Genomic DNA, 23,707 nt, shown 5'->3' on the forward strand with positions numbered 1-23,707 from the left:
ACCAGGAGGAAGGGCGCAGCCCTTCCTCCTGGACCTCCATCCCAGTCTTTTAAATGTTTTTTTTCGGGACTTCGCCCCGGACCCCACCAGGAGGAAGGGCGCAGCCCTTCCTCCTGGACCTCTCAACCCAATCCCAGGGATTTGAGTTTGCGATGCAACGCCGAACGTTCCATGCCCACAGCCTCGGCAGTGCGCGAAATGTTGCCCTGATGCCGTTGCAGATGGGCAGCCAGATAGTGGCGCTCAAACTCTTCCCGGGCCATGCGTAAATTATTGTTTTCCAACAGTTGATCCCATGGCGAGCGGGTGCATCGTTCACGGCGGACCAGAAAATCCGGCAAATCTTCGGGGGTGATCAGCGGGCCTGGGGCCATGATCATCAATCTTTCCACCAGGTTTTTCAACTCGCGCACATTGCCGGGCCAGTGGTAGGCTTCGAGCGATGCCAGGGCCTCGCGGGCAAAACTCCAATGGGGTGAAGCGTTTTGGTGTTGGCTGATGAAATAGGCCACAAGCGCGGGGATATCCTCCCGGCGCTCCCGCAGGGCAGGCACCCGGAGTGGAATGACATTCAGCCGATAGAAAAGGTCGGCGCGAAAACGCTCCTGGGCAATCAACTCTTCCAGATTTTTGTTGGAAGCGGCGATCACCCGCACATCCACCTGTATCTCCCGGTTTCCTCCCACCCGTTGAAAACGTTGCTCCTGGAGAATACGCAATATTTTGGCTTGTGTATTCAAGGCCATGTCGCCGATTTCATCCAGGAAGACCGTTCCCCGATGCCCCTGTTCAAAGCGGCCTACATGCGGAACTCTCTCCTCCCCCGGAGTGCCTGGTTCGTGGCCGAACAGTTCGTTTTCGATCAAATTTTCCGGAATGGCCGCCGAATTGACGGTAATGAAAGGACCATTGGCCCGTTGTGAAAACTCGTGAATGCGTCGGGCGGCCACCTCTTTGCCGGTGCCATTTTCTCCGGTGATCAACACCCAGCCACTGGTCGGTGCCACGCGGCGGATTTGTTGATCCAGCGCCTGCATGACCGGTGTATCCCCGATCATGGGTTGATTGGTCAACACCCGCGACTTGAGATCCCGGTTTTCCCGGACCAGGACCAACTCCCGGATGGCTCGTTCCAGAAGCAACAGAACCCGGTCCAGGGAGAGAGGTTTTTCGAGGAAATCGTAGGCGCCACTTTTGGTGGCCACCACCGCTGTATTGATGGTGCCATGCCCGGACATCATGATGACCGGTGCATCCACATTGCTGGCCAAGACATGCGCCGAAGGTTCGCCAGGGCCGTTTTTGCCCAGGATTGGCTTGTTTTTTCCCTTGATCCGGTCGAGCGTTTCGATGCCATCGATGCCATCCATCCAAATATCCAGCAGGATGGCATCTACTGGCTGGCGTGCCAGCAGACGTAACGACTCCTCGCCGGAGGCCGCCTCCATGACCCGGTAACTTTCGTCCTCCAGAATGCCCCGCAAACTGGTACGAATGGACTCCTCGTCATCCACGATCAAAATGGTGTGACTCATGATCGTCAAGCCTATGAAATTTTGTGTTTATTAAGCACCCGGCAACGAATTGGGGTCCAGGGGGCCGGCTCCCTGGCAGGTCCAGGACAGAGTCCTGGTGGGGTTCGGGGCGAAGCCCTGACAAAGGCTTTCATATCCAAGCTTTTCTTGCAAGAGTGCTGAATGGTTACGGGTGCTGAATGATTACGGAACGGGAAGCGTTGATGCTGTGGACGGGCCGCTGACCGGAAGTTGGAACTCCACCTGAACTCCCTGCCAGGGGGAGTCGCGCAGCCGCAGGGTGCCACCATGATCCTCGATGATCTTTTTGACAATGGCCAAACCCAGACCGGTGCCTTTTTTCTTGGTGGTGAAGTAAGGCTCCCACACTCGCGAGCGATCTTCGGGGGGGATTCCGACCCCATTGTCGGTCACCAGCACACGCACCCACTGGCCGTTTTGTGAAAGAGAGGTGGAAATGACCAGCCGGCCAGGTTCCCCCGCATGTCCCTCCGCTTCGCGCCGTTCCCCGATGGCTGCCAGGGCATTGGCGATCAGGTTGGTGACCACCTGTTTGATCTGACCGCGATCGTAGGGAAACGCCACCAGGTTTTCCAAAAATTCGCATTTGAAATCAATGGTCTTTAATTCGGCATCCAGCAGGGTAACCACCTCGCGGATGGTGGCATTGAGATCGTCATTTTTCAGATCCGGGCGTGGCATGCGGGCAAAGTTGGAAAACTCGTTCACCAGGACGCGCAACTCTTCGACCTGGCTGATGATGGCTTGTGTCCCTTCATCCAGAATCCGCCAATCCCGGCGTTCCTGTCCTGAATCCCGCAAATATTTTCGGCGCATGCGTTGCGCCCACAGCTGGATGGGCGTCAGCGGATTTTTGATCTCATGGGCGATGCGCCGGGCCACATCGCTCCAGGTTCGGGTTCGTTGCGCCTGGAGCACATCGGTCAGATCGTCAAAGGTCAGGATGAAGCCGCTTCCCACCTCCTCCTGACGATTTTCCAGCAAGGTCAGGCGGGCCAGCAGGATCAGATGCCCCTCCTGACCCTGGATTTGAATCTGCGTCGAGAGCACGCTGCTCCCTTCGTTGCCCGGTCCCGAACTCCGCTCAGGCAACAAGGTGGCATTTTTCAACAGGGTGCGCACGGGTTCCAAAATTTCGCCCGGCAACGATTCGGTATAGGGGCGTCCCATGGCCGTGGCCAAGTTGACACTGAGCAACTCCCCGGCGATGGGATTCATCAAGGTAATCTCATCGAAGCGGTTGACGCTGATCACTGCCGAGGAGATGTTGCGCAGAATGGCGGCCATGAACCGCCGCCGCTCCTCCAACAAGGCGTTGGTGGTTTGCAGATCCCGCTGATTTTCGGTCAATTTCAGAGTCATGGCGTTGAAGGCGGTTTGCAGTGTGGCCAACTCGTCATCGCCGGTCACTTTCAGGGTGACCGACAGATCGCCCGCCGCCACCTTGCGGGTTCCTTCCACGAGTTCGGTGATGGGGTCGGTGATCTCGCCTGCCATGCGGAACCCGGACCACATGGCGGCCAGGAGCAGGAGCAGGGTGATCAGCACCAGGGTCAGGGCATGGCTGTTTTTGAGCAGGACATGCGCCGCCCGCAGCTGGTTGTAATCCACGTAGGCGGACTCGATCACCTCCATTTGCCCGAGGATTTGCCGGTCGATCCAGCGTCCTGTGGAGAGGTAGACATCCCCTCCCAGATAGACGAAGGCCCGCACCCGGGTTCCGGTGTCGTTGCTCACCATGAGGGCTCGCTGGGAGCCGTCCCGCAGCGAGGAGAGGTTGGGCAGTGGATCGGGCGGCAGATCCCCTGATTTGCTGATGCGGGTACCGTTGCTTCGCTGGATGACGATCTCGTCCAGTCCGCGTGCCAGCCTTTCCAGTTCCAGGGCGGCGGTGGTCGCATCCTGGTCCTGGAGGGCCACACTGGAGGTGATGATCCGGTTTCTGGCGATATCCTCGGCGTCATGCCGGATGGTGCGCTGGCTCTCCTGGTAGTAGGAACGCGCCACCTCCAGGGAGTGGGCCAAAGCCTGGGTGATGCGGTCGGAAAACCATGAATCGACGCCCCGATTGAGAAGCTCCAACGACAAGATGGCTACCACTACGGTCGGCACCAGCGACAAGGCGACGAACATGGCCACCATGCGCGTGCGCAGTCGTGAACCCGCCCGTTGTTGCCGCCGGTCCAGCCACAACCGCGACAGGTGACGTACAACCAGGAAACCAAGCGCCAACAACAAAAACAGATTGACGTACAGAAGGATCAAAAAGACCAGACTGTAACTGCCGCCGGCGGCTGTCTGGATCTGTAGACCCAACCCCGTCGTCAGGGTTGTTGCCACCACCAGAAACAAAAACAGCGTAGCCAGCCAACCTTGTCGCGAACGGGCAACCCGCACAGCCCACTCAAGCCACCGTGACCCATTCATGGGCGGCGATACTCCGTTTCGAGGCGATAGTCCACCGGTCGCCAGAAAGTGAACAATCGATTCAAGAAGCGCAGGGGTTGGGATATCCCTTCCCGTTCCAGCTCAAAACGCGCCTCCAGAAAATAGCGCCGACCGGCATCCAGAAAGCGACCCGTCGTTCCGTCTTTGTCGCCATGTTCTTCCAGGAGGATATTGCGCGGGTGTCCCAAAAACTGCATGGCCTCGTCGTCGTCGTCGGTGTAGGAGACCTCTCCCCGGGTGATGTCCTGCATCTCGAAACGTTGAGTGATCAAGTGCAGTCGCAGGCGGCGACGCAACTTCAGCCGGGAGACCTCCCGATCCGGAAAAAAGGCACGTTCCTCGCGCAAGCGAAAGCGGTAGGTCGCCAGGATGGGCTCCCCCTGTTTCAGGAGATCCAAAACCTCACGTTGAAACCGGGCGGTCAGGACAGCCTGGGCATACAAATTATTGCCTTGCAGGGAGGCTACCACCTCCCGCAAGGGATTGGGAGGTGGTGCATCCTCACCCTGACAAGCCGCCAGGGAGATGAGAAGGATCACTCCGAGACAGGCTTGCAGCACTCCATGCATCAGCTTGTGAAGGCCATGGCCGCCCTGCCGACCCCCAGGGAGTAGGGGTGGAACGCTTCAACGGGAAGGTCAAGCGACGTACCCTCGACAAACTCCCAGGCTCCAGATTGGGACAGCAGTTTGTGCAACAGCATGTTGTTCATGGTGTGACCGGAGCGAACGCCCTCAAAGTGGCCTTGAATCGGATGGCCGAGCAGATAGAGATCCCCCAGGGCATCCATGATTTTGTGGCGAACGAACTCATCTTCGTAGCGCAGACCGCCGTCGTTGAGAATGCGATAATCCCCTATGGCGATGGCGTTATCCAGGGAGGCGCCACGCGCCAGGCCATTGGACTGCAACTCCTCGACCTCGTTGAGAAACCCGAAGGTGCGTGCCCGACTCACCTCTTTGACAAAGGCGGTCTCGGTCATCTCCAGTTCGACGCTCTGCTCGGTCAGCATGGGGTGGTCGAAGTCGATGGAAAAATGGACCTGAAAGCCATCACCGGGGTAGAAAGCGGCTCGTTTGTCACGCTCCTCGACGACCACCGGTTTTCTGACACGGATCCACTTTCTTGACACCTTTTGCTCCACGACCCCGGCGCACTGGATCAAAAAAACGAATGGTGCGGCGCTGCCATCCATGATGGGGACTTCGCCCGTGTCCAGGTCGATAAAGGCGTTATCCACCCCCAACCCGGCGAATGCAGCCAGCAGGTGCTCCACGGTGGAGACCTGCACGCCGTCGCGGTTGGCGAGCGTGGTACACAAGCGTGTATCGACGACGTTTTCGACCCGGGCCGGGATCAAGGCTCCCCGGCAATCCGTGCGTCGAAAGACGATGCCGGAATTTTCAGGGGCCGGACGCAGCGAAAGGTAGGTCTTTTTGCCGCCATGCAGGCCGATACCGGTACAACGAATCGTGTTTTTTAAAGTTTTTTGCAAGTACATGAAGAGATACCCTGGATTCCGTTCCGACCCCCGCTTGGGGCCTCCATAGACAACCCAGAAATGGATATGAAAGAAACGTGCCAACTATCAGTCATCACTTTGCACGTCGCGCCTCACGGGGCATCGGAAACCAACCCCATAAACGACATCGGACGGCCATAAAGCCGTCCGATGTGCGTTCATCTTTAGGTCAATCCATTTGTCGCCGCAGAAAAGTCGGCGTATCCAGCACATCGGCGTTGACCGGGCCGAACTCTTCCATGTCAGGGCGGCGGCGTGGCCGACGATTGCTGGACTTGCTCATCGACTCTGCCGGAGAGGAGCTTTCCATCTCTTTTTCCGGCTGGGAGTTGACCTGCCGGACGTTTTTTTGTTGGGTAACGGGGTGTGACGCAGCTCTTTCTCGGCTGGGGAAGGCGACCTTGTCGGCGCTGCCGATGCCTGTCGCCACGACCGTGACGCGGACGGCATCTTCCATGGCCTCGTCGAGGACGGCGCCAAAGACGATGATGGCATCTTCGTGGGCCATATCCCGGACCACGGTGGCGGCTTCGTCCACCTCCTGGAGGGCCAAGTTATAGCCGCCGGTGATGTTGATCAGGACGCCGCGTGCGCCATGGATCGAGACATCGTCCAGGAGCGGGCTGGAGATGGCCTGGGTGGCGGCATCCAGGGCGCGGGTGTCGCCGGAGGCTTCGGCGGCTCCCATCATGGCCTGTCCCATCTCGTCCATCACCGTGCGCACGTCGGCGAAGTCGACGTTGATCAACCCGGGGATAGTGATCAGGTCGGTGATGCCCCGCACGGCTTGGTGCAGAATATCGTCGGCTTTGCGGAACGCTTCGAGAATGGTGGTATTCTTTCCCACCACACCGAGGAGTTTTTGGTTGGGGATGGTGATGACCGTATCGACGTGCTTGCGCAGTTCGGCCAGGCCGTCTTCCGCAAACTTCATGCGTCGTTTTCCTTCAAACCCGAAGGGTTTGGTCACCACGGCGACGGTCAGGATTTGCATCTCCTTGGCGATTTTGGCGATGATGGGGGCTGCGCCTGTTCCTGTTCCGCCACCCATGCCGGCGGTGATGAAGACCATATCGGCGCCATTCAGGGCATCCTGGATGCGTTCCCGGCTCTCTTCGGCGGCGCGCATGCCCATGTCGGGTTTGGCTCCGGCTCCCAGGCCCCGGGTGACGCCTTCGCCAATCTGGATCCGGATGGGAGCCAGATTGCGCGCCAAGGCTTGGGCATCGGTGTTGGCAACGATGAACTCCACCTTGTCCAATTGGGACTGGATCATGTTGTTGATGGCATTGCCACCACCTCCGCCAACGCCGACGACCTTGATCCGTGCGCCTTTTGTTTCATCGTTCTGTTCGAATTCGATACCCATGTGACCCCCTTGATGGCCTAAAATTCAGGCATCATACCTTAAAAAATTTCCCCAAACCACTCTCGCATGCGATGCACCACCTTGCGCACCCCTCCGGTCTCTTCCGGAATGAAGCGTGTCGGACGATCCCGGTCAAAGCGCGTTGCAAACTGCACCAGACCCACTGCTGTGGAGTAGATCGGGCTGTTCACGACATCGGTCAATCCGCCGACACCTTGCGGAAGACCCCGGCGCACCGGTTTTTGAAATACGTCTTCGGCCAATTCAACCATGCCCTCCATGATAGCCGAACCTCCGGTCAGAACGATACCCGCTGCAATCTGTTCTTCGAATCCTGAGCGGGCGATTTCCCGTTTGACAAGGGTGAAGAGCTCTTCGACGCGCGGCTCGATGATTTCGGCCAGAATGTGCCGGGCCAGGGTTCGGGGCTTGCGGTCACCGATACTGGGGACTTCAATGATCTCTTCTGCGTTGACCAGAGAGGAGAGAGCGGCCCCGTAGTTTTTTTTGAGTTGTTCGGCCTCCCGGGTCGGGGTGCGCAGGCCGACGGCGATATCGTTGGTGACATGATCGCCACCGATGGCCAGGACGGATGTATGTTTGATGTGGCCATCGGCGAAAATGGCGATATCCGTTGTTCCTCCACCGATGTCGAGGAGACAGACGCCGAGCTCTTTTTCGTCCGAGGTCAAAACGGCCTCGGAGGAGGCCAGTTGTTCGAGGATGATGTTGCCCACATCCAGGCCACAACGGTTGGCACATTTGATGATGTTATGCGCCGACGAGACCGCGCCGGTGATGATGTGGACATTGGCCTCCAGGCGGACCCCCGACATGCCCAGGGGCTCCTTGATGCCATCCTGGCCGTCCAGGATGAACTCCTGTGGGATGGTGTGAAGGATCTCCCGATCCTGAGAGATGGGCTGCGCTCGGGCGGCATCCAGAACCCGCTGGATGTCGCTGGCTGTCACTTCCCCTTCTTTGGTTGCCACCACTCCATGGGAGTTGCCGCTCTTGATGTGGCTGCCAGCGATGCCGGTGTAGACCATGTTGATCTCCACGCCGGCCATCATCTCCGCTTCTTCCACGGCCATGCGCATGCTTTCGACCGTGGAATCGATGTCGATCACCACCCCTTTGCGCAACCCCCGGGAAGGGTGGGTACCGATACCGATGACATCCAGGCGTCCGTCCTGTTGCAGATCAGCCACGATGCAACAAATCTTGGTGGTACCGATATCCAGGCCGATAATGAGATTTTGATCCTGTTTTGCCATATCGTTTCCGAATCATCCTGAACCGTTTGAGGCCTTGCAGGCATCTTTCCTGCTGATCTCCCGGCGCTATCCCTGGCCGGAACGTGGACTTTTTTCCTGAATTTGCTTCTCAGGAGGAAGGGGGCGCACGGCCACCAAACCGGACACGCGCATATCCACCTGCCGAACGCGGCGATCCAGGATCCGGTAACGGCCCTGAAGCTGCTTCAACAGGTTCATTTCTGCCTCCGCGCGTTGTGAAAACAAGATCCTGACGCCTTTCTTCGTGTACATGATCCAGCGATCCCCGGGGATGCTGATCGCTTCGGAGAGTTGCTCCCGCAGCCAAGCATGCCTGCCCAACAAGTTCATAAGCGAAACGACTGTTTCCGACTCCAGAATCGACTCGTTGCGAAACACCACCGGCATGCGCAAAGGGTCGCCCTTCTCCAGGGATTTGATCTGCTTGCCATACTCATCCAGCAAGGTCAGCTGCTCCCCCTGCCGACCCATGCAGACTGCCACCTTCTCCACCATGGCAATCGCCAAAACGCCGGGGTAAACCCGTTCGACGCGCACTTTTCGGATCCAGGGCAATGCCGCCATTTTCTCCAGAACCAAACGCGGATCGATCCGCAACAGATTGGCCCCCTGAACGACGCCTATGCTGCGCAAGGCATCCAAAATGGCTTTCTCGTCCGTATGGACCCGGCCCAACAACCGGATCTCCTCCAATTGAAAACGCCCGGGTTGACGGGCCTCACGCCAGCCCCATGTCAGCCCTGCCACGACAAGCACGACAGAAAATAAAGTCAGCAAACGGGACCACATGACTTCAGAGCAGCACTCCGCAATATTCGTGCCACAAGTTGATCGAAACTCATCCCTGCGGCGGCGGCAGCCTTGGGGGCCAAACTGAGTTCAGTCATGCCAGGCACGGTGTTGATTTCAAGAACCCAAGGTGATTCATCATGATCCAACATGACATCGACCCTGGCCAAACCTTGGCAGCCTGTCACGCGATAAGCCGATAGGGCTGCTGCATCCACCCGCTCAAAGGCCAGGGCGGAGAGACCTTGTGGGGGGATTCGGTACTCTGTCCGGCCCGAGGTGTATTTGTTGGTGAAATCGTAGAAACCATCGATCGGATGGATTTCGATGGGGGGCAATGACTGACCATCCAGGATGGAGACTGTCAACTCCTTGCCGACGATGGCCGACTCCACCAGGATTCGGGCCATCCCGTCGGGGGGAAGGTCGCGGGTTTGGGCAGCGCTCATCAAGGCTTCCGGCAGCCGGGATCGTTCTGTCACACGAGTCACGCCGACGCTGGAGCCGGAGTTGGCCGGCTTGACATACCAGGGAGGAGGCGAGCGTACCTGCCCGGCTGCTTGCGCCGGATCGCCGCCCACAGCGGCAAGGAGAATCTCCTGGCCGACGGGAGTGGGCACCCCGCCGTCACGAAATAGACACTTGGTCAAAGTTTTGTTCATGCAGACAGCCGATGCGGCCACACCCGATCCCGTATAGGGGATGCCCATCACCTCCAGGAGTCCCTGGACCGTGCCATCCTCTCCCAGGGGGCCATGCAAGGCCAAAACCGCGACCCCGATTCCCTCCCGCACCAGAACCGAGGCCAGATCCCGACCCACATCGACCGGGACGACCTGATGGCCCAGGCGCTCCAGGGCGGCTGTCATGGCACGCCCGCTTCGGAGGCTGACCTCGCGTTCCGCAGAGATCCCCCCCATCAACACCCCGATTTTCCGTTCCTGCCATTCCATGTGACTCAACCGACCCGGTGGGCCGCTTCCCTGCGCTGGTTGAACTGACGCCATAAGGTAGGGGTTTCACCTCCCCCGCGCAAGTCATTCTTTCTCCCTCCGGCCACTTTTCCCGCCTCCATGGGCTAACCATTTGGAGATACGATGCGAACTTCGAGTTCAAGCCCGACGTGACTCTTTTTTAATACTTTTTCGCGTATCAAATCGATCAAGGTTAATATGTCACCACTCCTGGCTCCTCCCCGATTCAAGATAAAATTGCAATGCTTCTCGGCAACCTGTGCCCCGCCCTGGCGAACCCCGCGCAGGCCAACGGCATCAATCAGTTGCCAGGCGCCGGGTCCGGTTGCAGGGTTGCAGAAAACGCTTCCTGCGGAGGGGTATTGCAACGGCTGACTGTGACGCCTTCGTTGATTGAAATCCCGCATGGTGTGGCGAATTCGTTCCGGATCTCCCGGTTGCAGGCGGAAGTGTCCCGACACAAAAAACCAACCTGAAGGGAGCTGAGTCCGCCGGTAGGACATGGCCAGCTCTTGGGGTGTTCGGTCATGGCATTGGCCTGTGGGGTCCATGACCTGTGCGTGCTGGAGGATTTGCCGCATGTCGCCACCGTAGGCGCCGGCGTTCATGCGTAACGCCCCTCCGACGCTGCCGGGAATTCCAGCCAAAAACTCCGCCCCGGTCAGCCCGTGCCGACGGGCAAAATGGGCCAGAGTACGGGTGGACACGCCAGCTTCGGCGGCGATGGTCCAGGGATCCGTCATGCGGATCTGGTTCATGCCCGGTGCCAGATCCATGACGACTCCTTGAAAGCCGGCATCGTCGATCAAAACGTTACTGCCTCCGCCCAAAAGCAACCAGGGGATCTCACCTGCCAGATTTTGCACCAGATGCGACATCTCCTGAACCGTGCTGGGAAAGACCAGCCAGCGTGCCGGACCGCCGATACGCCAGGTGGTGTGCGGCGCCAGGGGAACCCATTCGGCTACAGGGCGGGAAAGCTTGGGAAAAAATGGGGATGCAGCACTCAATGAATGCCCTTGCTGTTGAGGTAACGCCCGTATTGGGAATCGGTTCCCATGATGTGTTCCACGAGCCAGGATTTGAGAAAGCCCAGGAGTTCCAACGCTGAAGCCCGATCACCACCCTTTTCCAGACGTTGCAGAAATTCGCCGACCCGGTTGACCAGTTTGACATGCTCCTGCTTGTGCCGGGGCGTATCCGGGTAGCTGTGTCCTTCGAACAGGGACTCCTCATCCTTGAAGTGTTTGACCGTGTAGCTGACCAACTCGGGCAAGGTGGTTTTCAGGCCACGTTGAATGTCTCCGGCACGCACGGCGGCATAGACCTCATTGACCAGATCCACCAGGCGCCGATGTTGTTGGTCCATGGCGCGAATGTTGACACTCAATTTATTGGTCCAGGGCATCAGGACTGCCTTTTCCCCGCTACCCAGATCCTCCATCTGGAAAAAGGCGATGACACCCTGAAGTTTGTTGGCCTGGGCAGAGAGGCGGTCCGCCGTGGCGGCCATATCCTCGGCGGAGGCGGCATTTTTTTGAATGACCTGATCCAGTTGCTGAATAGCCAGGTTGAGCTGGTTGGCTCCCTGGTCCTGCTCCACGGAACTGGCAGCGATGTTCTGAACCAGTTGTGTGGTTTGATGGATATCGGGAACCAGACGTTCCAGCAAGGTTCCAGCCGTTTCGGCAATGCGGACACTCCGATCAGCGATCTGGGTGATTTCGCTGGCAGCGCCCTGGCTGCGCTCGGCAAGCTTGCGGACTTCGGTCGCCACCACGGCGAACCCTTTGCCGTGTTCCCCGGCTCGGGCGGCTTCGATGGCGGCATTCAGCGCAAGCAGATTGGTGCGCCGGGAAATTTCCTCGATAACCAATATTTTGTCGGCAATCTGGCGCATCGCCTCCATGGCATCCTTGACGGCTTGACCACCTTTGGCGGCATCCCGAGCATTTTTTTCGGCCATTTCCCCGGTGGAGCGGGCATGGTCGGTGTTTTGGTGGATGGTCGCTCCCATCTGTTCTACGGCGGCTGAACTTTCCTCCACGGCGGCGGCCTGGTGTGCAGCGCCGTCGGAGACCTCCTGGGCGGAGGTGCTAACTGTTTGACTCTCCTGCACCACGTTATCGCCAACGGTCACCAGGGAGTGCACGGTTTCGCGCAAATTGCCCACCATACTTCTGAGGGCGCCATAAAGGCCATCCACCGGGCGACCGGGGTCAAATCGCATGCCCAGCTCACCCTGGGCCACGCGGTTGACGATTTCGATCATTTCCGCAGGTTCACCCCCCACCAGCCGCAAAATTCTCCGGCCTGTCACGATCAGCAACACCATACCCACGCCACTTACGATCAGAATGATCCCGGTCATCATGCGCGACGACTGCACCATCTGCATGGTGCTCGTATCCGATCCGCCGGACTGGGACAGCAGATGGTACGAAACACTCGACAAAATGGTCATGCTGAAAAGAATCAGGCCCATAAGCATCATGGAACCCCTGACACCTGGCTGCCACAAGCGCCGCCCCCTTATTGCGACCATGCTTTTCCCCTCCCCATCTTCGCTCCCCGATTGTCACGACCAACCGACCCCTCCGAAACGCTTATCACATCTGACCTTTTCGGGGAAGGTTGTCCAGTAATACAGTGCTCTCCTGTCACCCCTGGAGGATCAAAATTTCAATCAACCCAAACCCCGTCACGACATAAAAAGCGACCTGTTTGCCATCGAAGAGAATGGCCGGTTTGGGTTTGGAGATGCAAATCAGCCGATGTCCGTCCTGTTTGATCGCGGCCAGGGTATGTTCCAGGTTTTCTGTATGAAAACAAAGGTGATATATACGCTCGGGCGCGTCTTGCAGAATGTGTTCCAAAGGGCCGGGTTCATCACTTTTGGTAATGAGTTCCACCGCAGGCATGGCGGGATGTGTCGCCATGCAAAGTCGGACTTTTTGCAGGGGGTCATGGAGTTCCTCTCCCAACGTGTACCCCAATCCCGCCAAAAATTTTCTGGCCTGCTCTTTTTTGGCGACGGCCAAACCGAAATGATGGAACATCAAGCCGTAGGAACGCATCTTGCCCATCCTCCCCCCTCGGTTGTCACATTTCACCCTTGCAAAAAAAAAGCTTGGGCATGAGTAACCATTCACCACCCTTGCAAGAAAAGCCTGGACATGAAAGCCTTTGTCAGGGCTTCGCCCCGAACCCCACCAGGAGGAAGGGCGCAGCCCTTCCTCCTGGACCTCCATCCCAGTTTTTCAATCCTTTTTTTGGGGAGGGAGATCGCAACCCTTCCTCCTGGGCGGACATTACCTTTTCGGCGTGATTCCCAGCTCCTGGATTTTTTTGCGCAGGGTATTCCGGTTGATGCCGAGCACCTGGGCAGCCTTGACCTGATTGCCGCGTGTTTCCAAAAGAACCCGGTTCAGAAGCGGCTCCTCGACCAGACGCAAAATAAAATCGTAGAGATTGGCTGGGGGGATGCCGTTCAGGGAGGCAAAAAAGCGGTCCAGTTCGTTATGAATGGCCTGTTGCAAGGGCAGGTTTGGATGAGATGACGGAGGTGAGAAGGTGGCAGGTGCGGCGGCCCCTTCTGCCGAAGACCGGGATGCCACATCCGAACCAATCGGAGGGGGATCGACTTGCCGGGGTTCCGGAAGATCCAGATGGTTGGGTTGAATCGTCTCATCCGGGACCAGGACCATGAGGCGGTGGATGAGATTTTCCAATTCGCGCACATTTCCGGGCCAGACGTGGGTGGTCAAGCGCTCCAGGGTGGCGGGAGCCAGGCGCTTGCGGGGCAATCCGTGCTCCTTGGCAGCCCGGCCCAAAAAAAAGTCGGCCAGCAAGGGGATATCCTCCCGCCGGGAGCGCAGGGAAGGGACGTGGATGGGAATGACATTGAGACGATAGAACAGATCCTCCCGAAAACGGCCCGCGCCGATGGCGGCGGGGAGATCCTGGTGCGATGCGGCAATGATGCGAACATCGCTGCGCATGGTTTGCGTACTTCCCACCTGGGTATAGGTGCCATCCTGAAGGACGCGCAACAGACGGGTTTGGGCCTCCATGGGCATGTCGCCGATTTCATCCAGGAACAGAGAACCGCCACGCGCCTGTTCAAAATGGCCGGGGCGACGGGAAATGGCGCCGGTGAAGGCGCCCTTTTCGTGGCCGAACAGTTCGCTTTCGATGAGGCTGCGCGGAATGGCCGCCATGTTGATGGCCGTGAAAGGTTGGTTGCGGCGGGGACTACAGGCATGGATGGCCCGGGCGACAAGTTCCTTGCCTGTTCCGGACTCACCGTGGATCAAGACCGTCATTTCCGAATTGGCGAGGCGGCCAATGACCCTGAACAACTCCTGCATGGCCATGGACGAACCGATGATGCCGCCAAACCGATCCAATTCGGGATTTTCCCGAAACTCCGGCACGGGCCGAGAGTGGATCAAGGACCGGTTGACCAGATCAACCAACGTGTTGATGTCGAAAGGTTTTGGTAAATATTCAAAAGCTCCCCGCTCAAAGGCGTGCACGGCGTTACGCAGGGTGGACTGAGCCGTGATCACGATCACCGGCATGAGGGGATAACGCTCTTTAAGCGTCTTGAGAAGATCCAACCCCGAACCGGAGGGCATGACAATGTCTGTGATGACCAGATCGGCCTTGGCGTTGTGCATATGATCCAAAAGTTTCTCGCCGCCGTCAAAACAACGGACATGAAAGCCGGAACGGACCAGGGCATGTTCCAGCACGAAACGAATGGAGGGGTCGTCGTCGGCGACCAGGATGGTTTTCGATGTGCTGTCGTTCATGGAAATTGTCCTCAAATTTCGGCCAAACGAAATAAAAATAGTATTTGTTCAGCACCTACTCAAAAAACGATTGAAAGACTGAATCAGTCGCATTTTTTCATGGGCAACATCACCCGAAACAGGGTGTTTCCCGGATGGCTCTCCACCTCCACAAGGCCGTCGTGGTCATTGATGATTTTTTGTGCAATGGCCAGTCCCAATCCCGTGCCATGTTTTCGGGTGGTCACGAAGGGAAGAAAGATCCGGTTTTGCATCTCTTCCGGGATGCCGGGGCCATTGTCCAGCACCTCCACGACAACGTGATGGCCACGCCGTCCCTGAGCCATACGGATGGCATGGGCAAAACGGGTGTGGATCCGGACCGTGCCTCTGGGCCCTGCCGCCTCCTGGGCATTTTTGACCAGATTCAGGAAGAGCTGGATCAAGGCGTCCCGGTCACCCAGAAGCGTGGGCAGGGAGGGGTCATAATCTCGTTGTGGTTTGGGTGGATTCTGCTCCGCCAGATCCAAAACATGGTTCAAGATTTCATGAATGTTGGTCTCCTGGAGTTGGAGGGGATGATCTTCTGCCAGGCCCAGGAGGCGATCCAGGAGCCGGGTGATACGGTCCACTTCCGTGCGAATCAACTGCGTGTATTCCCGGGTCGCGGAGTGTTGACACTCCAGTTCGACGAGTTGTGCCGCACCGCGAATGCCGGCCAGGGGATTTTTCACCTCATGGGCCACGGTCATGACCATGGTGCTCAGGGAGTCCAGGGTCTCATTCAATCTTTGTCCCGCCTCCAACCGTTCGACGGTGCCGACCTCTTCCAGTTGGAGGATGGCTCCAACGTTATCTCCGGTCGGCGTCCGCAATGGACAGGCAGTGAGGGAGAGCGTCAACTCCTGCATGGGTCCGAGATGAATGCGGGCATGGCGCAGGCGGCAGGGCATCGCCAATTTTTGAGCGCGGGTCAGGATATCCAGGGCCAGCGGGTGTCCTGGCAACAGGCGATCCAGGGACTCTCCCAGCAGGCGATGCCGGGGTTTTCCCAGCAGCCGCTCGGTGGCGCTGTTGACATAGCGCACCACCCCATTCTGGTCCACGGCGATCATGCCCGTGGCAATCTGGTCGCACAGGGTGGCCGGGGTGAAGAGCGCCGTCATGCCTCTGCGTCCAGGTGGGTGGCAAAAAAACGTTGCATGCAGTCGCGTGTGGCGGTCGCGTCCACTGTGTGGTTGATTTCCTGCCGAAAGGTGGCGCTGCCGGAGAGGCCCCGGCTGTACCAGGCCAGATGTTTGCGGGCCAGAAGGTTGCCGGTAACCGGGCCATGAAAAGTCAACAGGGACTCAAAATGATCTCGGGCGACCTGGAATCGCTCGGCCAAAGGTGGGTCCGGCCAGTGGGAACCTGTGCGCAGATGGTGGTCGATCTGGCGAAATATCCAGGGACGGCCCAAAGCGCCGCGTCCAATCATCAGGGCATCGACGCCACTATCGGCCAGACAGCGTGCAGCCACAGCAGGCGTGGTGATATCGCCGTTGCCAATCACCGGGATGGATATCTGCCGTTTGATCTCCGCGATTTGTGCCCAATCAGCCTGGCCGTTGTACATTTGCGCCCGGGTGCGGCCATGGACGGTCAACCAATGAATGCCGCTCGCTTCGGCAATGCGGGCAATTTGCAATCCGTTCAGATGTTCCGCGTCCCAGCCCAGGCGGATTTTGATGGTCACTGGCACCGGAACAGCCTTGACGACCTGTTCCATGATCCGTCCGGCAAGGCATTCATCACGCATGAGCGCGGCTCCTGCGCCGCCCTTGATGATCTTGCGCACCGGACACCCCATGTTGATATCGATCATGCCTGCTCCCAGATCGACATGCATGCGCGCCGCCTTGGCCATCACCTCCGGATCCGCGCCGGCGATCTGCACGGCCAACGGCATCTCTCTCTCCAGAGAGGTCGTCTTTTCCCGGCACCCTTTCGTTTGGCGCACCATGGCCTGTGAAGCCACCATCTCCGAAATGGTCAGGTCAGCCCCCATCCGTTGCGCCAAAAGGCGAAACGGCCCATCTGTCACCCCCGCCATGGGAGCCAGGAGCAGAGGAGTGCCATTTTTATTGGCAAACCAGGGGTGAATGGCTTTTTTATGAGGCATTCCATGGCCTGCTTTTGTCTAAAATTTAATCCTGTCATGGATCATATCTATAGGGTTCGCAATTATTGTGCAACTATTCAGCAAAACAAAAAAAATACGTTGGAGCCAGTCCCCTGGACCCCGTTTCCAAAAAACGATCATGGCTTTGGGTATGCCCATTTCAAACGCGATTGCCCTGGGGGAACTCTTTTTCAGGTACTGAACGATCACGAAAAGTGCTACCCTGGCGAGTGCGCCATACGTGAAGTCGCCCGGTGCGCCGAACAAGGGAGTTGATGCCAGAATGTTTACCGGTTTGATCGAAGATGTGGGCACCATGCGTGACATACAGCGATCCAGCCAGGATTGGCGGCTTGTGATCCTGTGTGGTCTGGATTTGGCGCAGGTCAGGGAGGGAGACTCGATTGCCGTCAATGGCGCCTGTCTCACAGTGGTGGCCCGGGCTGGAGATGCGTTCACCGTCGAAGCCTCTGCCGAAACAGTGGCCCGGACAACCTTTCAGGAACTTACGACCGGCGCTCGGGTCAATCTGGAACGGTCACTGGCCTTGAGTGAACGACTGCATGGCCACCTGGTCCAAGGCCATGTCGACGCCGTAGGTCGGGTCGTGGAAAGAAATGTTCGGGGACGTTCGGTGGAAATATGGTTCCGTGTCCCGGAGGCGACAGGGAGGTATATTGTCGCGAAAGGGTCGGTTGCCATTGACGGTGTCAGCCTGACAGTGAATGCCGTGCGGGATACCGGTGATGAGACGCGCTTTGCGGTGAACATCATTCCGCACACCCGCATGAAGACCACCCTGGACGGGTTGTCTGTGGGAACCAAGGTCAATGTAGAGTCCGACTTGATCGGTCGTTATGTGGAGCGTCTCCTGGCAGCCAACAAGGTATCTCCGTCTGGCGGTGACCGTCAGATGGCCAGCGGTTGCATCGACACCGCCTGGCTAAAGGCACGGGGGATCGTTTGAATCACAAACCTGGATGGAACATCAGTGACATTTCATAGTATCGAAGAGATCATCGCCGATATGGCTGCCGGACGGATCGTCATTCTGGTGGACGATGAAGACCGCGAAAACGAAGGCGATCTGGTCGTCGCCGCAGAGAAATGCACCCCCGAAAACATCAATTTCATGATCCGCTACGGACGCGGCCTCGTCTGCCTGACGATGACCGGTGAAAGAATTCGGCACTTGCAACTGCCATTGATGGTGGTGGACAACGACGAAAAATTTAAAACCGCGTTCACCGTGTCGGTCGAAGCCCGCACCGGCGTCACGACAGGCATCTCGGCACAGGACCGGGCGCGCACCGTTCAGGTGGCCATCGACGATGCTTCGACACCCGGCGACCTGGTGCGTCCCGGACACATTTTTCCATTGATGGCGCGTGATGGAGGCGTTCTTGTCCGGGCAGGCCATACGGAGGCCTCGGTTGATCTGGCACGCATGTCTGGCCTCAAACCCGCCGGGGTGATCTGTGAAATTCTCAAGGATGACGGCACCATGGCCCGGGTTCCGGATTTGAAAAAATTTGCCGTGGAACACGGGTTGAAAATCGGGACCATCGCCGACCTGATCTCTTTTCGCATCAACAATGAACAGATGGTGCATCGCGCCGTCGAAGCAACATTACCCAGCAGCTTTGGTGGCGAATGGCGATTGATAGTCTTCAACAACGATGTCGATTCTCACCAGCACGTGGCCCTGGTCAAGGGCGTTGTTGACAACGGAGAACCTGTCCTGGTGCGGGTACACTCCGAATGTCTGACCGGTGACCTGTTTGGCAGCCAGCGCTGCGATTGCGGCAACCAACTGCATGCCGCCATGGAACAGATCGGTCTTGCGGGTCGGGGTGTGATTCTTTATTTGCGACAAGAGGGTCGCGGTATTGGCCTGATCAACAAAATGCATGCCTATAACCTCCAGGATTCGGGTTTGGATACCGTGGAGGCCAACCAGAAGCTGGGATTCTCCGCCGATTTACGCGACTATGGCATCGGCGCCCAGATTTTGCGGGATCTGGGCGTGGCCCGGCTGCGCTTGATGACCAATAATCCACGTAAAATTATTGGTTTGGAGGGATATGGCATGGAAGTGGTAGAACGTGTCCCCATCGAAATTCCGGCACGCGAACAAAATGCCCGTTATCTTTCGGCCAAAAAATTTAAAATGGGTCACCTGATCCACCAATTTTCCGAACCTGTTCAAACATCCATGGGGACAGAAGAAACATGATCGATACCCCTGTCTTGGAAGGGCTCCTCAACGCCACCGAAGGACGCTTCGGGGTGGTGGTGAGCCGCTTCAACAGTTTCATCGGCGAACGCCTCCTGGAAGGAGCCCTCGATTGCTTGGTGCGTCACGGCGCCGACCCTTCTCACATCACCGTGATACGTGTGCCTGGCGCCTTTGAGATTCCCATGGCCGCCAAAAAGGCTGCCGAAAGCGGACGCTACACCGGAGTCATCTGCCTGGGTGCCGTTATTCGAGGGCAGACGCCCCATTTTGATTATGTGGCTGCGGAAGTCAGCAAAGGGATCGCTACCGTTGCCATGGCCACCGGAGTTCCTGTGGGGTTCGGTGTCCTGACCACGGATACGGTCGAACAGGCTATTGATCGTGCTGGGACCAAGGCAGGCAATAAAGGTTGGGATACGGCCCTGTCCATTATCGAGATGATTGACCTGTTCAAAAAGCTGTGATCCGGTCTCGTCAGAATTTCTCCTGGCCCCTGCCTGGGGAGGTTGGTGGCGATGCACCACCCGGCAACGCATCGGGGTCCAGGGGAATGGCTCCCTGGCAGGGACTTGGACGGCGTCCTGGTGGGGTTCGGGGCAAAGCCCCGACGAAGGCTTTCATGTCCAGGCTTTTCTTGCAAGAGTGTTGAATGGTTTCGTGGATTCTTGGGTCGTTATCGCAAACCTGTTGGTCATGATACAATATGGGTAGACAAGCGTGAAAAATCGCCGGCCTCCTGAGGGTGTACGGAGTGGCAATCGCCGCAAGGCGCGGGAATTGACCGTTCAGGCCCTCTACCAAAGTGATCTCTCCGGTGACGATGTCCACCAGGCTGTGGAGCAGCTGTGCGAAAGTGCCGCAGACGACCATATCGATCTGGAATATTTCCGTCGCGTTGCGGTTGGCGTTCGTGTTCGGCTGTCGGAGCTGGATGCGTGGATCCAGGGAGCAACCCAAAACTGGTCGCCGGAGCGCATCTCGGTTGTGGATCGTAACGTCTTGCGCCTGGGTATTTACGAACTGCTGGCCGAACACACGGTGCCCCGGAAAGTGGTCATCAACGAGTGCATTGAACTATCCAAGAAGTATGGTGGCGAGGGGTCGGGGCGTTTCGTCAACGGAATTTTGGACCACGCCGCACTCCGCATTCGAGGTGAGCGGGATCGAGAGTTGAGCAACCTGGAAGAGCAAGACCCAAAACTTGCGCAACCGGAAAAAATCGGCGATTTGGAGGAATAGTCGATGACCGTGGAAAATGCCATCTCCTCACTTGGGGAGTTTGAGTTGATTCGGCGCTTTTTTGCCTCACGGGAGAACATCGCCCCTTCCGCCATGTCGGTTGTTGCCGGCATCGGGGATGACGCTGCCGTGCTGGCCGTGCCGCGAACGCAACACCTCTTGACTTCGGTCGATACCCTGGTGGAAGGCATCCACTTCGCCTCGGATCAGGATCCCTTTCTGGTGGGGTGCAAGGCGTTGTTGGTCAACATTTCCGATATGGCGGCCATGGGTGCAACGCCGCACTGTTACCTGCTCTCCCTTTCGCTTCCCGCCACCACCCCCCTGAGGTGGGTGGAGGAGTTTTCCCGGGGCTTGCGGGAGATTGCCGGACGGTTTTCGCTCTCATTGATCGGTGGCGATACCGTCGGAAGCCGAGGTGGCGTGACTGTCACCATCTCCATTCTGGGATTGACAGGACAAAATCGGGCTATTTTCCGCTCTGGCGCCCAGGTTGGGGATTGTGTCTTCGTTTCCGGCTCCATCGGTGATGCCACCCTCGGATTGGCCTGGAGCATGGGCCAACTGCCCTGGGTCAACCCCGACGATGGAAACTGGCTGTGCAACCGTCTCGATTTGCCGCAACCCCGGGTCCAATTGGGAAAAATGCTCCAGGACGCCGCCGTGGCCCATGCTGCCATCGATATTTCCGACGGTCTGGTGGCTGATCTCGGGCATCTGGGTGCCAGCTCTGGAGTGAACGTTCGCATCCATGCAGAAAAGGTTCCTCTCTCCGATACCGCACGTCGCGTCATTCACGGACGGGATTCCTCCATGCTCACCCGGTTGCTGACTGGTGGTGAAGATTATGAACTGGCTTTCGCCGCTCCCGATGGAGCCCGTCACTCCATTCTGGAAATTTCGCATTGTCTGGAAATTCCCATCACGGAAATCGGCGAATGCGTCGCAGGTGCCCCAGGTGTCACGCTTCTGAGTGCAGGCGAACCCATGCTTCTCGAACAAGCCGGTTGGTCACACTTTTGATCGCAGGTAACTATTCACCACCCGCCTACGAATCGGGGTCCAGGGGGCTGGCTCCCTGGCTTAGTCCAGGGCAGCGCCCTGGTGGGGTTCGGGGCGAAGCCCTGACAAAGGCTTTCCTGTCCAGGCTTTTCTTGCAAGGGTGGTGAATCGTTAGTGCGGCCAGGCAAGGTCGCGTATTTCTGCGGGTGCGAATCCCGTCCCGGAAGGCTGGCCAGCCACCGGGAAACGAGTCCTTGGAGGTGCGGGGGCAACCCCAAGCTTTAAGCGTAGGAGAGTGACACGACAGGCCGTAAGCCGCAAGGCTGAAGCGATTGAGCCTCGTAAGCACCAAATGGGAAGGACGACGTTGTTAACTTAACGGAAGTCAACACGGGTGGTGGCGTCATGGCAAGTGACCACCTGCTTCCCCGGGGTCGGAGAGCTTGGCATGTCGGAGATTGGGGATATGTGGCAACCTGGGAGACCCGGATGGGTCGTCTTTATTGCAGCGCCTGGCGTTGAAGGCCCGCAAGGAGCCTGGATTTCAGTTCAGCATTCTGTTTCACCTGATGAACGTGGAACTCTTGCGGGGATGCTTTGCGGGGCTACGGGAAGATGCAGCCGCAGGCATGGATCGGGTGAGCAAGGAGACGTATGGGATCAATCTGGAGGAGAACCTGAAGGAACTGGTCAGGCGTCTTCACCAGATGGGATACCGACCGCAGCCGGTGAAACGGGTGTATATACCGAAACCGGGCAGTGACAAGATGCGACCTCTTGGTGTGCCGGTGCTGGAAGACAAGCTGGTGCAAGCGGGTATGGTGAAGATCCTGGAGGCGATTTACGAACAGGATTTCATCGCGGACTCTTATGGATTCCGTCCTGGACGTGGATGCCATGACGCCCTGCGGGCGTTGAATCTGGAAGTCCACCGGGAACCGGTCAATCATGTGGTTGAAGTGGAGGCAGGGCGCGACTCATCCGGTATGCGGATGATTTTGTGGTGGCCTTTCAGCAGGAGGAGGACGCCAAGAGATTCCGCCAGGAACTGGAAGAACGCCAGGCTATCTTCGGGCTGTCGCTGGCGTCGGAGAAGACCAAGGTCTTTGAGTTTGGACCGCTCGTCTGGGAGGGGCCGGGGACAACGGATGCAGGGTCGAAATCATGTGGCACTGCCGGGAAACCAGGCAGAAACGGAGAAAACAAACCTCGACCCGCCGCATTCCGAAGAAACCGGTCTACTCGACTGATCGCAGAATGGTTGCGCAAGGTGTACGCCCTTGTTCCTCGTAGCGACAAACAGATCGCTTTTCCAAAATATCCCGGAAGGCTCCAGGGTTGCCAAAAAGGCCCTGGTGTCATGCGTGAGTGCGGGTTATCCTGCACCCGGTACAAGCCTGAGGGTGTGCTGAGAAGCGTGCTGGCGTAGCTCAACGGTAGAGCAGCTGATTTGTAATCAGCCGGTTGGGGGTTCGATTCCTCTCGCCAGCTCCAAAGAAAACAAATAGTTAAGGCCACTCACAAGGTGGCCTTTTTTGTTTGGGGTTACGCGGGGGTTACGGAACTGTAAAGCGCAACGCCATTTGGCTGTAAATGTAAAGCGCTACGCCATTTGGCACCGATTGATGCGCAGGATGGCACTGCTTTTTGACTTTTTCCCTCTCGATTTTTTCCCGCATTTTCCCTTGGCATAAAATTTGACGGACTGATTCAGACAAGGGGAATTGTTTCTCGCAGGTGGTGCCATTTCAGATGAACATGTCATCACCCGGCCAGTATGGTGCGCACCACGGTGATGAAGCTTTCCCAGGTTCCTCTTTTCAGCATGTCTCTGCCCAGTTCGGCCAGGACATCCCCGGCGGTGTTTTGACCGGTTGCAAGCGCCCCCGGGGTTTTGCTGAGCGCTGCCAAACCTTTACTGGTAAGGATGACATTGGCAAACATGTCATGGCCTTTTTTTCCCGCTGCCCCGGTCGTGCGCAAGAATCTTTCTTCCTGCAAGAAATACATGGTGGCGGAATAGACCAGCAGCCGCCGTACCTTGCGGGTGGGGTCGGGAACGTCTTCAAATGCTTCCAATTCAGCAATTTTCAGAATGGTTGGAATCGGAAACGTCTGATAGAGGTTACCCAGAATCAATCCGACCCCGCGATTGAAATCATCAATATTTTCCACGCTTGTCTCCTCTTATCCTGTCACCCACCCCGGATGCCCCGAGTATCGGTGCAATCCGGACAAATCTTGCGGCCTCGTCCCATTATCCAGATCCGCAAGATACAACAACATGGAGTCGGGCGCCGGCCTGGGACAGATC

At 57.7% G+C, this 23,707-nt stretch carries 20 protein-coding genes, 1 tRNA gene and 1 pseudogene; 7 read left to right on the forward strand and 15 right to left on the reverse strand.

Translation table 11 applies throughout. The annotated features are described in order from the left end of the window. Positions 1-122: 122 nt before the first annotated feature. From HQL63_11660 to dusB, 14 genes are all read right to left on the reverse strand, one after another. Positions 123-1,535, reverse strand: coding sequence for a sigma-54-dependent Fis family transcriptional regulator (locus HQL63_11660; GenBank protein ID MBF0177485.1), 1,413 nt, complete (start codon positions 1,533-1,535; stop codon positions 123-125). Positions 1,536-1,718: 183 nt separating this feature from the next. Beyond that, on the reverse strand, positions 1,719-3,983 hold the full coding sequence (locus HQL63_11665; protein ID MBF0177486.1) for a HAMP domain-containing protein: 2,265 nt from the start codon (positions 3,981-3,983) through the stop codon (positions 1,719-1,721). Continuing rightward, complete coding sequence (locus HQL63_11670; GenBank protein MBF0177487.1) at positions 3,980-4,564, reverse strand: DUF4390 domain-containing protein; 585 nt, start codon at positions 4,562-4,564, stop codon at positions 3,980-3,982. The genes HQL63_11665 and HQL63_11670 overlap by 4 nt, the downstream gene beginning before the upstream one ends. An 8-nt stretch (positions 4,565-4,572) precedes the next feature. Continuing rightward, a complete protein-coding gene (locus HQL63_11675) occupies positions 4,573-5,505 on the reverse strand; it encodes a UDP-3-O-acyl-N-acetylglucosamine deacetylase (protein MBF0177488.1) in 933 nt (310 codons plus the stop codon). A 190-nt stretch (positions 5,506-5,695) separates the two neighbouring features. Continuing rightward, positions 5,696-6,895 (reverse strand): cell division protein FtsZ, encoded by a 1,200-nt coding sequence (gene ftsZ, locus HQL63_11680; GenBank protein MBF0177489.1) that lies wholly within the window; start codon positions 6,893-6,895, stop codon positions 5,696-5,698. Between the two features lie 38 nt (positions 6,896-6,933). After that, positions 6,934-8,172: a cell division protein FtsA gene (ftsA, locus tag HQL63_11685; GenBank protein ID MBF0177490.1), complete on the reverse strand. Its 1,239-nt coding sequence runs from the start codon at positions 8,170-8,172 to the stop codon at positions 6,934-6,936. Between the two features lie 66 nt (positions 8,173-8,238). Further along, the gene (locus tag HQL63_11690) at positions 8,239-8,982 is read right to left on the reverse strand and encodes an FtsQ-type POTRA domain-containing protein (GenBank protein ID MBF0177491.1); all 744 of its coding nucleotides are present in this window, start codon (positions 8,980-8,982) and stop codon (positions 8,239-8,241) included. Further along, positions 8,964-9,935 (reverse strand): D-alanine--D-alanine ligase, encoded by a 972-nt coding sequence (locus HQL63_11695; GenBank protein MBF0177492.1) that lies wholly within the window; start codon positions 9,933-9,935, stop codon positions 8,964-8,966. The genes HQL63_11690 and HQL63_11695 overlap by 19 nt, the downstream gene beginning before the upstream one ends. 125 nt (positions 9,936-10,060) lie before the next feature. Next, positions 10,061-10,966 (reverse strand): UDP-N-acetylmuramate dehydrogenase, encoded by a 906-nt coding sequence (murB, locus tag HQL63_11700; protein ID MBF0177493.1) that lies wholly within the window; start codon positions 10,964-10,966, stop codon positions 10,061-10,063. Continuing rightward, a complete protein-coding gene (locus tag HQL63_11705; GenBank protein MBF0177494.1) occupies positions 10,963-12,450 on the reverse strand; it encodes a bacteriohemerythrin in 1,488 nt (495 codons plus the stop codon). Before HQL63_11705 ends, murB begins: the two co-directional genes overlap by 4 nt. Before the next feature lie 166 nt (positions 12,451-12,616). Further along, positions 12,617-13,033, reverse strand: a complete 417-nt coding sequence (locus HQL63_11710) for a VOC family protein (GenBank protein MBF0177495.1) — start codon at positions 13,031-13,033, stop codon at positions 12,617-12,619. 234 nt (positions 13,034-13,267) lie between these two features. Next, complete coding sequence (ntrC, locus tag HQL63_11715) at positions 13,268-14,773, reverse strand: nitrogen regulation protein NR(I) (GenBank protein MBF0177496.1); 1,506 nt, start codon at positions 14,771-14,773, stop codon at positions 13,268-13,270. Positions 14,774-14,856: 83 nt separating this feature from the next. Beyond that, the gene (locus tag HQL63_11720; protein MBF0177497.1) at positions 14,857-15,918 is read right to left on the reverse strand and encodes a PAS domain-containing protein; all 1,062 of its coding nucleotides are present in this window, start codon (positions 15,916-15,918) and stop codon (positions 14,857-14,859) included. Continuing rightward, a complete protein-coding gene (dusB, locus tag HQL63_11725) occupies positions 15,915-16,913 on the reverse strand; it encodes a tRNA dihydrouridine synthase DusB (protein ID MBF0177498.1) in 999 nt (332 codons plus the stop codon). Before dusB ends, HQL63_11720 begins: the two co-directional genes overlap by 4 nt. A 283-nt stretch (positions 16,914-17,196) precedes the next feature. On the opposite strand from dusB, the gene HQL63_11730 reads away from it, so the two are divergent. The 7 genes and pseudogenes from HQL63_11730 to HQL63_11760 all read left to right on the forward strand — a co-directional run bounded on the left by HQL63_11730 (position 17,197) and on the right by HQL63_11760 (position 22,887). Continuing rightward, positions 17,197-17,880 (forward strand): riboflavin synthase, encoded by a 684-nt coding sequence (locus tag HQL63_11730; GenBank protein MBF0177499.1) that lies wholly within the window; start codon positions 17,197-17,199, stop codon positions 17,878-17,880. A 24-nt stretch (positions 17,881-17,904) separates the two neighbouring features. Further along, a complete protein-coding gene (locus HQL63_11735) occupies positions 17,905-19,149 on the forward strand; it encodes a bifunctional 3,4-dihydroxy-2-butanone-4-phosphate synthase/GTP cyclohydrolase II (protein ID MBF0177500.1) in 1,245 nt (414 codons plus the stop codon). Beyond that, positions 19,146-19,616, forward strand: a complete 471-nt coding sequence (locus tag HQL63_11740) for a 6,7-dimethyl-8-ribityllumazine synthase (GenBank protein MBF0177501.1) — start codon at positions 19,146-19,148, stop codon at positions 19,614-19,616. Before HQL63_11735 ends, HQL63_11740 begins: the two co-directional genes overlap by 4 nt. 253 nt (positions 19,617-19,869) lie before the next feature. Next, complete coding sequence (nusB, locus tag HQL63_11745; protein MBF0177502.1) at positions 19,870-20,391, forward strand: transcription antitermination factor NusB; 522 nt, start codon at positions 19,870-19,872, stop codon at positions 20,389-20,391. Between the two features lie 3 nt (positions 20,392-20,394). After that, positions 20,395-21,414: a thiamine-phosphate kinase gene (gene thiL, locus HQL63_11750; protein ID MBF0177503.1), complete on the forward strand. Its 1,020-nt coding sequence runs from the start codon at positions 20,395-20,397 to the stop codon at positions 21,412-21,414. A 548-nt stretch (positions 21,415-21,962) separates the two neighbouring features. Further along, positions 21,963-22,822, forward strand: a pseudogene (locus HQL63_11755) (hypothetical protein). Further along, a tRNA-Thr gene (locus tag HQL63_11760) sits at positions 22,813-22,887 on the forward strand. The pseudogene HQL63_11755 and the gene HQL63_11760 overlap by 10 nt, the downstream one beginning before the upstream one ends. Before the next feature lie 270 nt (positions 22,888-23,157). Here the strand turns inward: HQL63_11760 and HQL63_11765 are convergent. Next, complete coding sequence (locus tag HQL63_11765; protein ID MBF0177504.1) at positions 23,158-23,568, reverse strand: hypothetical protein; 411 nt, start codon at positions 23,566-23,568, stop codon at positions 23,158-23,160. Positions 23,569-23,707: the final 139 nt, after the last annotated feature.

The organism is Magnetococcales bacterium, assembly GCA_015231175.1.
GTDB lineage: Bacteria > Pseudomonadota > Magnetococcia > Magnetococcales > DC0425bin3 > HA3dbin3.

What these genes read in the sequence shown, in the direction of transcription:
- HQL63_11660 (MBF0177485.1), bottom strand. Translation starts at nt 1,535, where the DNA reads ATGAGTCACACCATTTTGATCGTGGATGACGAGGAGTCCATTCGTACC.
- HQL63_11665 (MBF0177486.1), bottom strand. Translation starts at nt 3,983, where the DNA reads ATGAATGGGTCACGGTGGCTTGAGTGGGCTGTGCGGGTTGCCCGTTCG.
- HQL63_11675 (MBF0177488.1), bottom strand. Translation starts at nt 5,505, where the DNA reads ATGTACTTGCAAAAAACTTTAAAAAACACGATTCGTTGTACCGGTATC.
- ftsZ (MBF0177489.1), bottom strand. Translation starts at nt 6,895, where the DNA reads ATGGGTATCGAATTCGAACAGAACGATGAAACAAAAGGCGCACGGATC.
- ftsA (MBF0177490.1), bottom strand. Translation starts at nt 8,172, where the DNA reads ATGGCAAAACAGGATCAAAATCTCATTATCGGCCTGGATATCGGTACC.
- HQL63_11690 (MBF0177491.1), bottom strand. Translation starts at nt 8,982, where the DNA reads ATGTGGTCCCGTTTGCTGACTTTATTTTCTGTCGTGCTTGTCGTGGCA.
- HQL63_11695 (MBF0177492.1), bottom strand. Translation starts at nt 9,935, where the DNA reads ATGGAATGGCAGGAACGGAAAATCGGGGTGTTGATGGGGGGGATCTCT.
- HQL63_11705 (MBF0177494.1), bottom strand. Translation starts at nt 12,450, where the DNA reads ATGATGCTTATGGGCCTGATTCTTTTCAGCATGACCATTTTGTCGAGT.
- HQL63_11710 (MBF0177495.1), bottom strand. Translation starts at nt 13,033, where the DNA reads ATGCGTTCCTACGGCTTGATGTTCCATCATTTCGGTTTGGCCGTCGCC.
- ntrC (MBF0177496.1), bottom strand. Translation starts at nt 14,773, where the DNA reads ATGAACGACAGCACATCGAAAACCATCCTGGTCGCCGACGACGACCCC.
- HQL63_11720 (MBF0177497.1), bottom strand. Translation starts at nt 15,918, where the DNA reads ATGACGGCGCTCTTCACCCCGGCCACCCTGTGCGACCAGATTGCCACG.
- dusB (MBF0177498.1), bottom strand. Translation starts at nt 16,913, where the DNA reads ATGCCTCATAAAAAAGCCATTCACCCCTGGTTTGCCAATAAAAATGGC.
- HQL63_11730 (MBF0177499.1), top strand. Translation starts at nt 17,197, where the DNA reads ATGTTTACCGGTTTGATCGAAGATGTGGGCACCATGCGTGACATACAG.
- HQL63_11740 (MBF0177501.1), top strand. Translation starts at nt 19,146, where the DNA reads ATGATCGATACCCCTGTCTTGGAAGGGCTCCTCAACGCCACCGAAGGA.
- thiL (MBF0177503.1), top strand. Translation starts at nt 20,395, where the DNA reads ATGACCGTGGAAAATGCCATCTCCTCACTTGGGGAGTTTGAGTTGATT.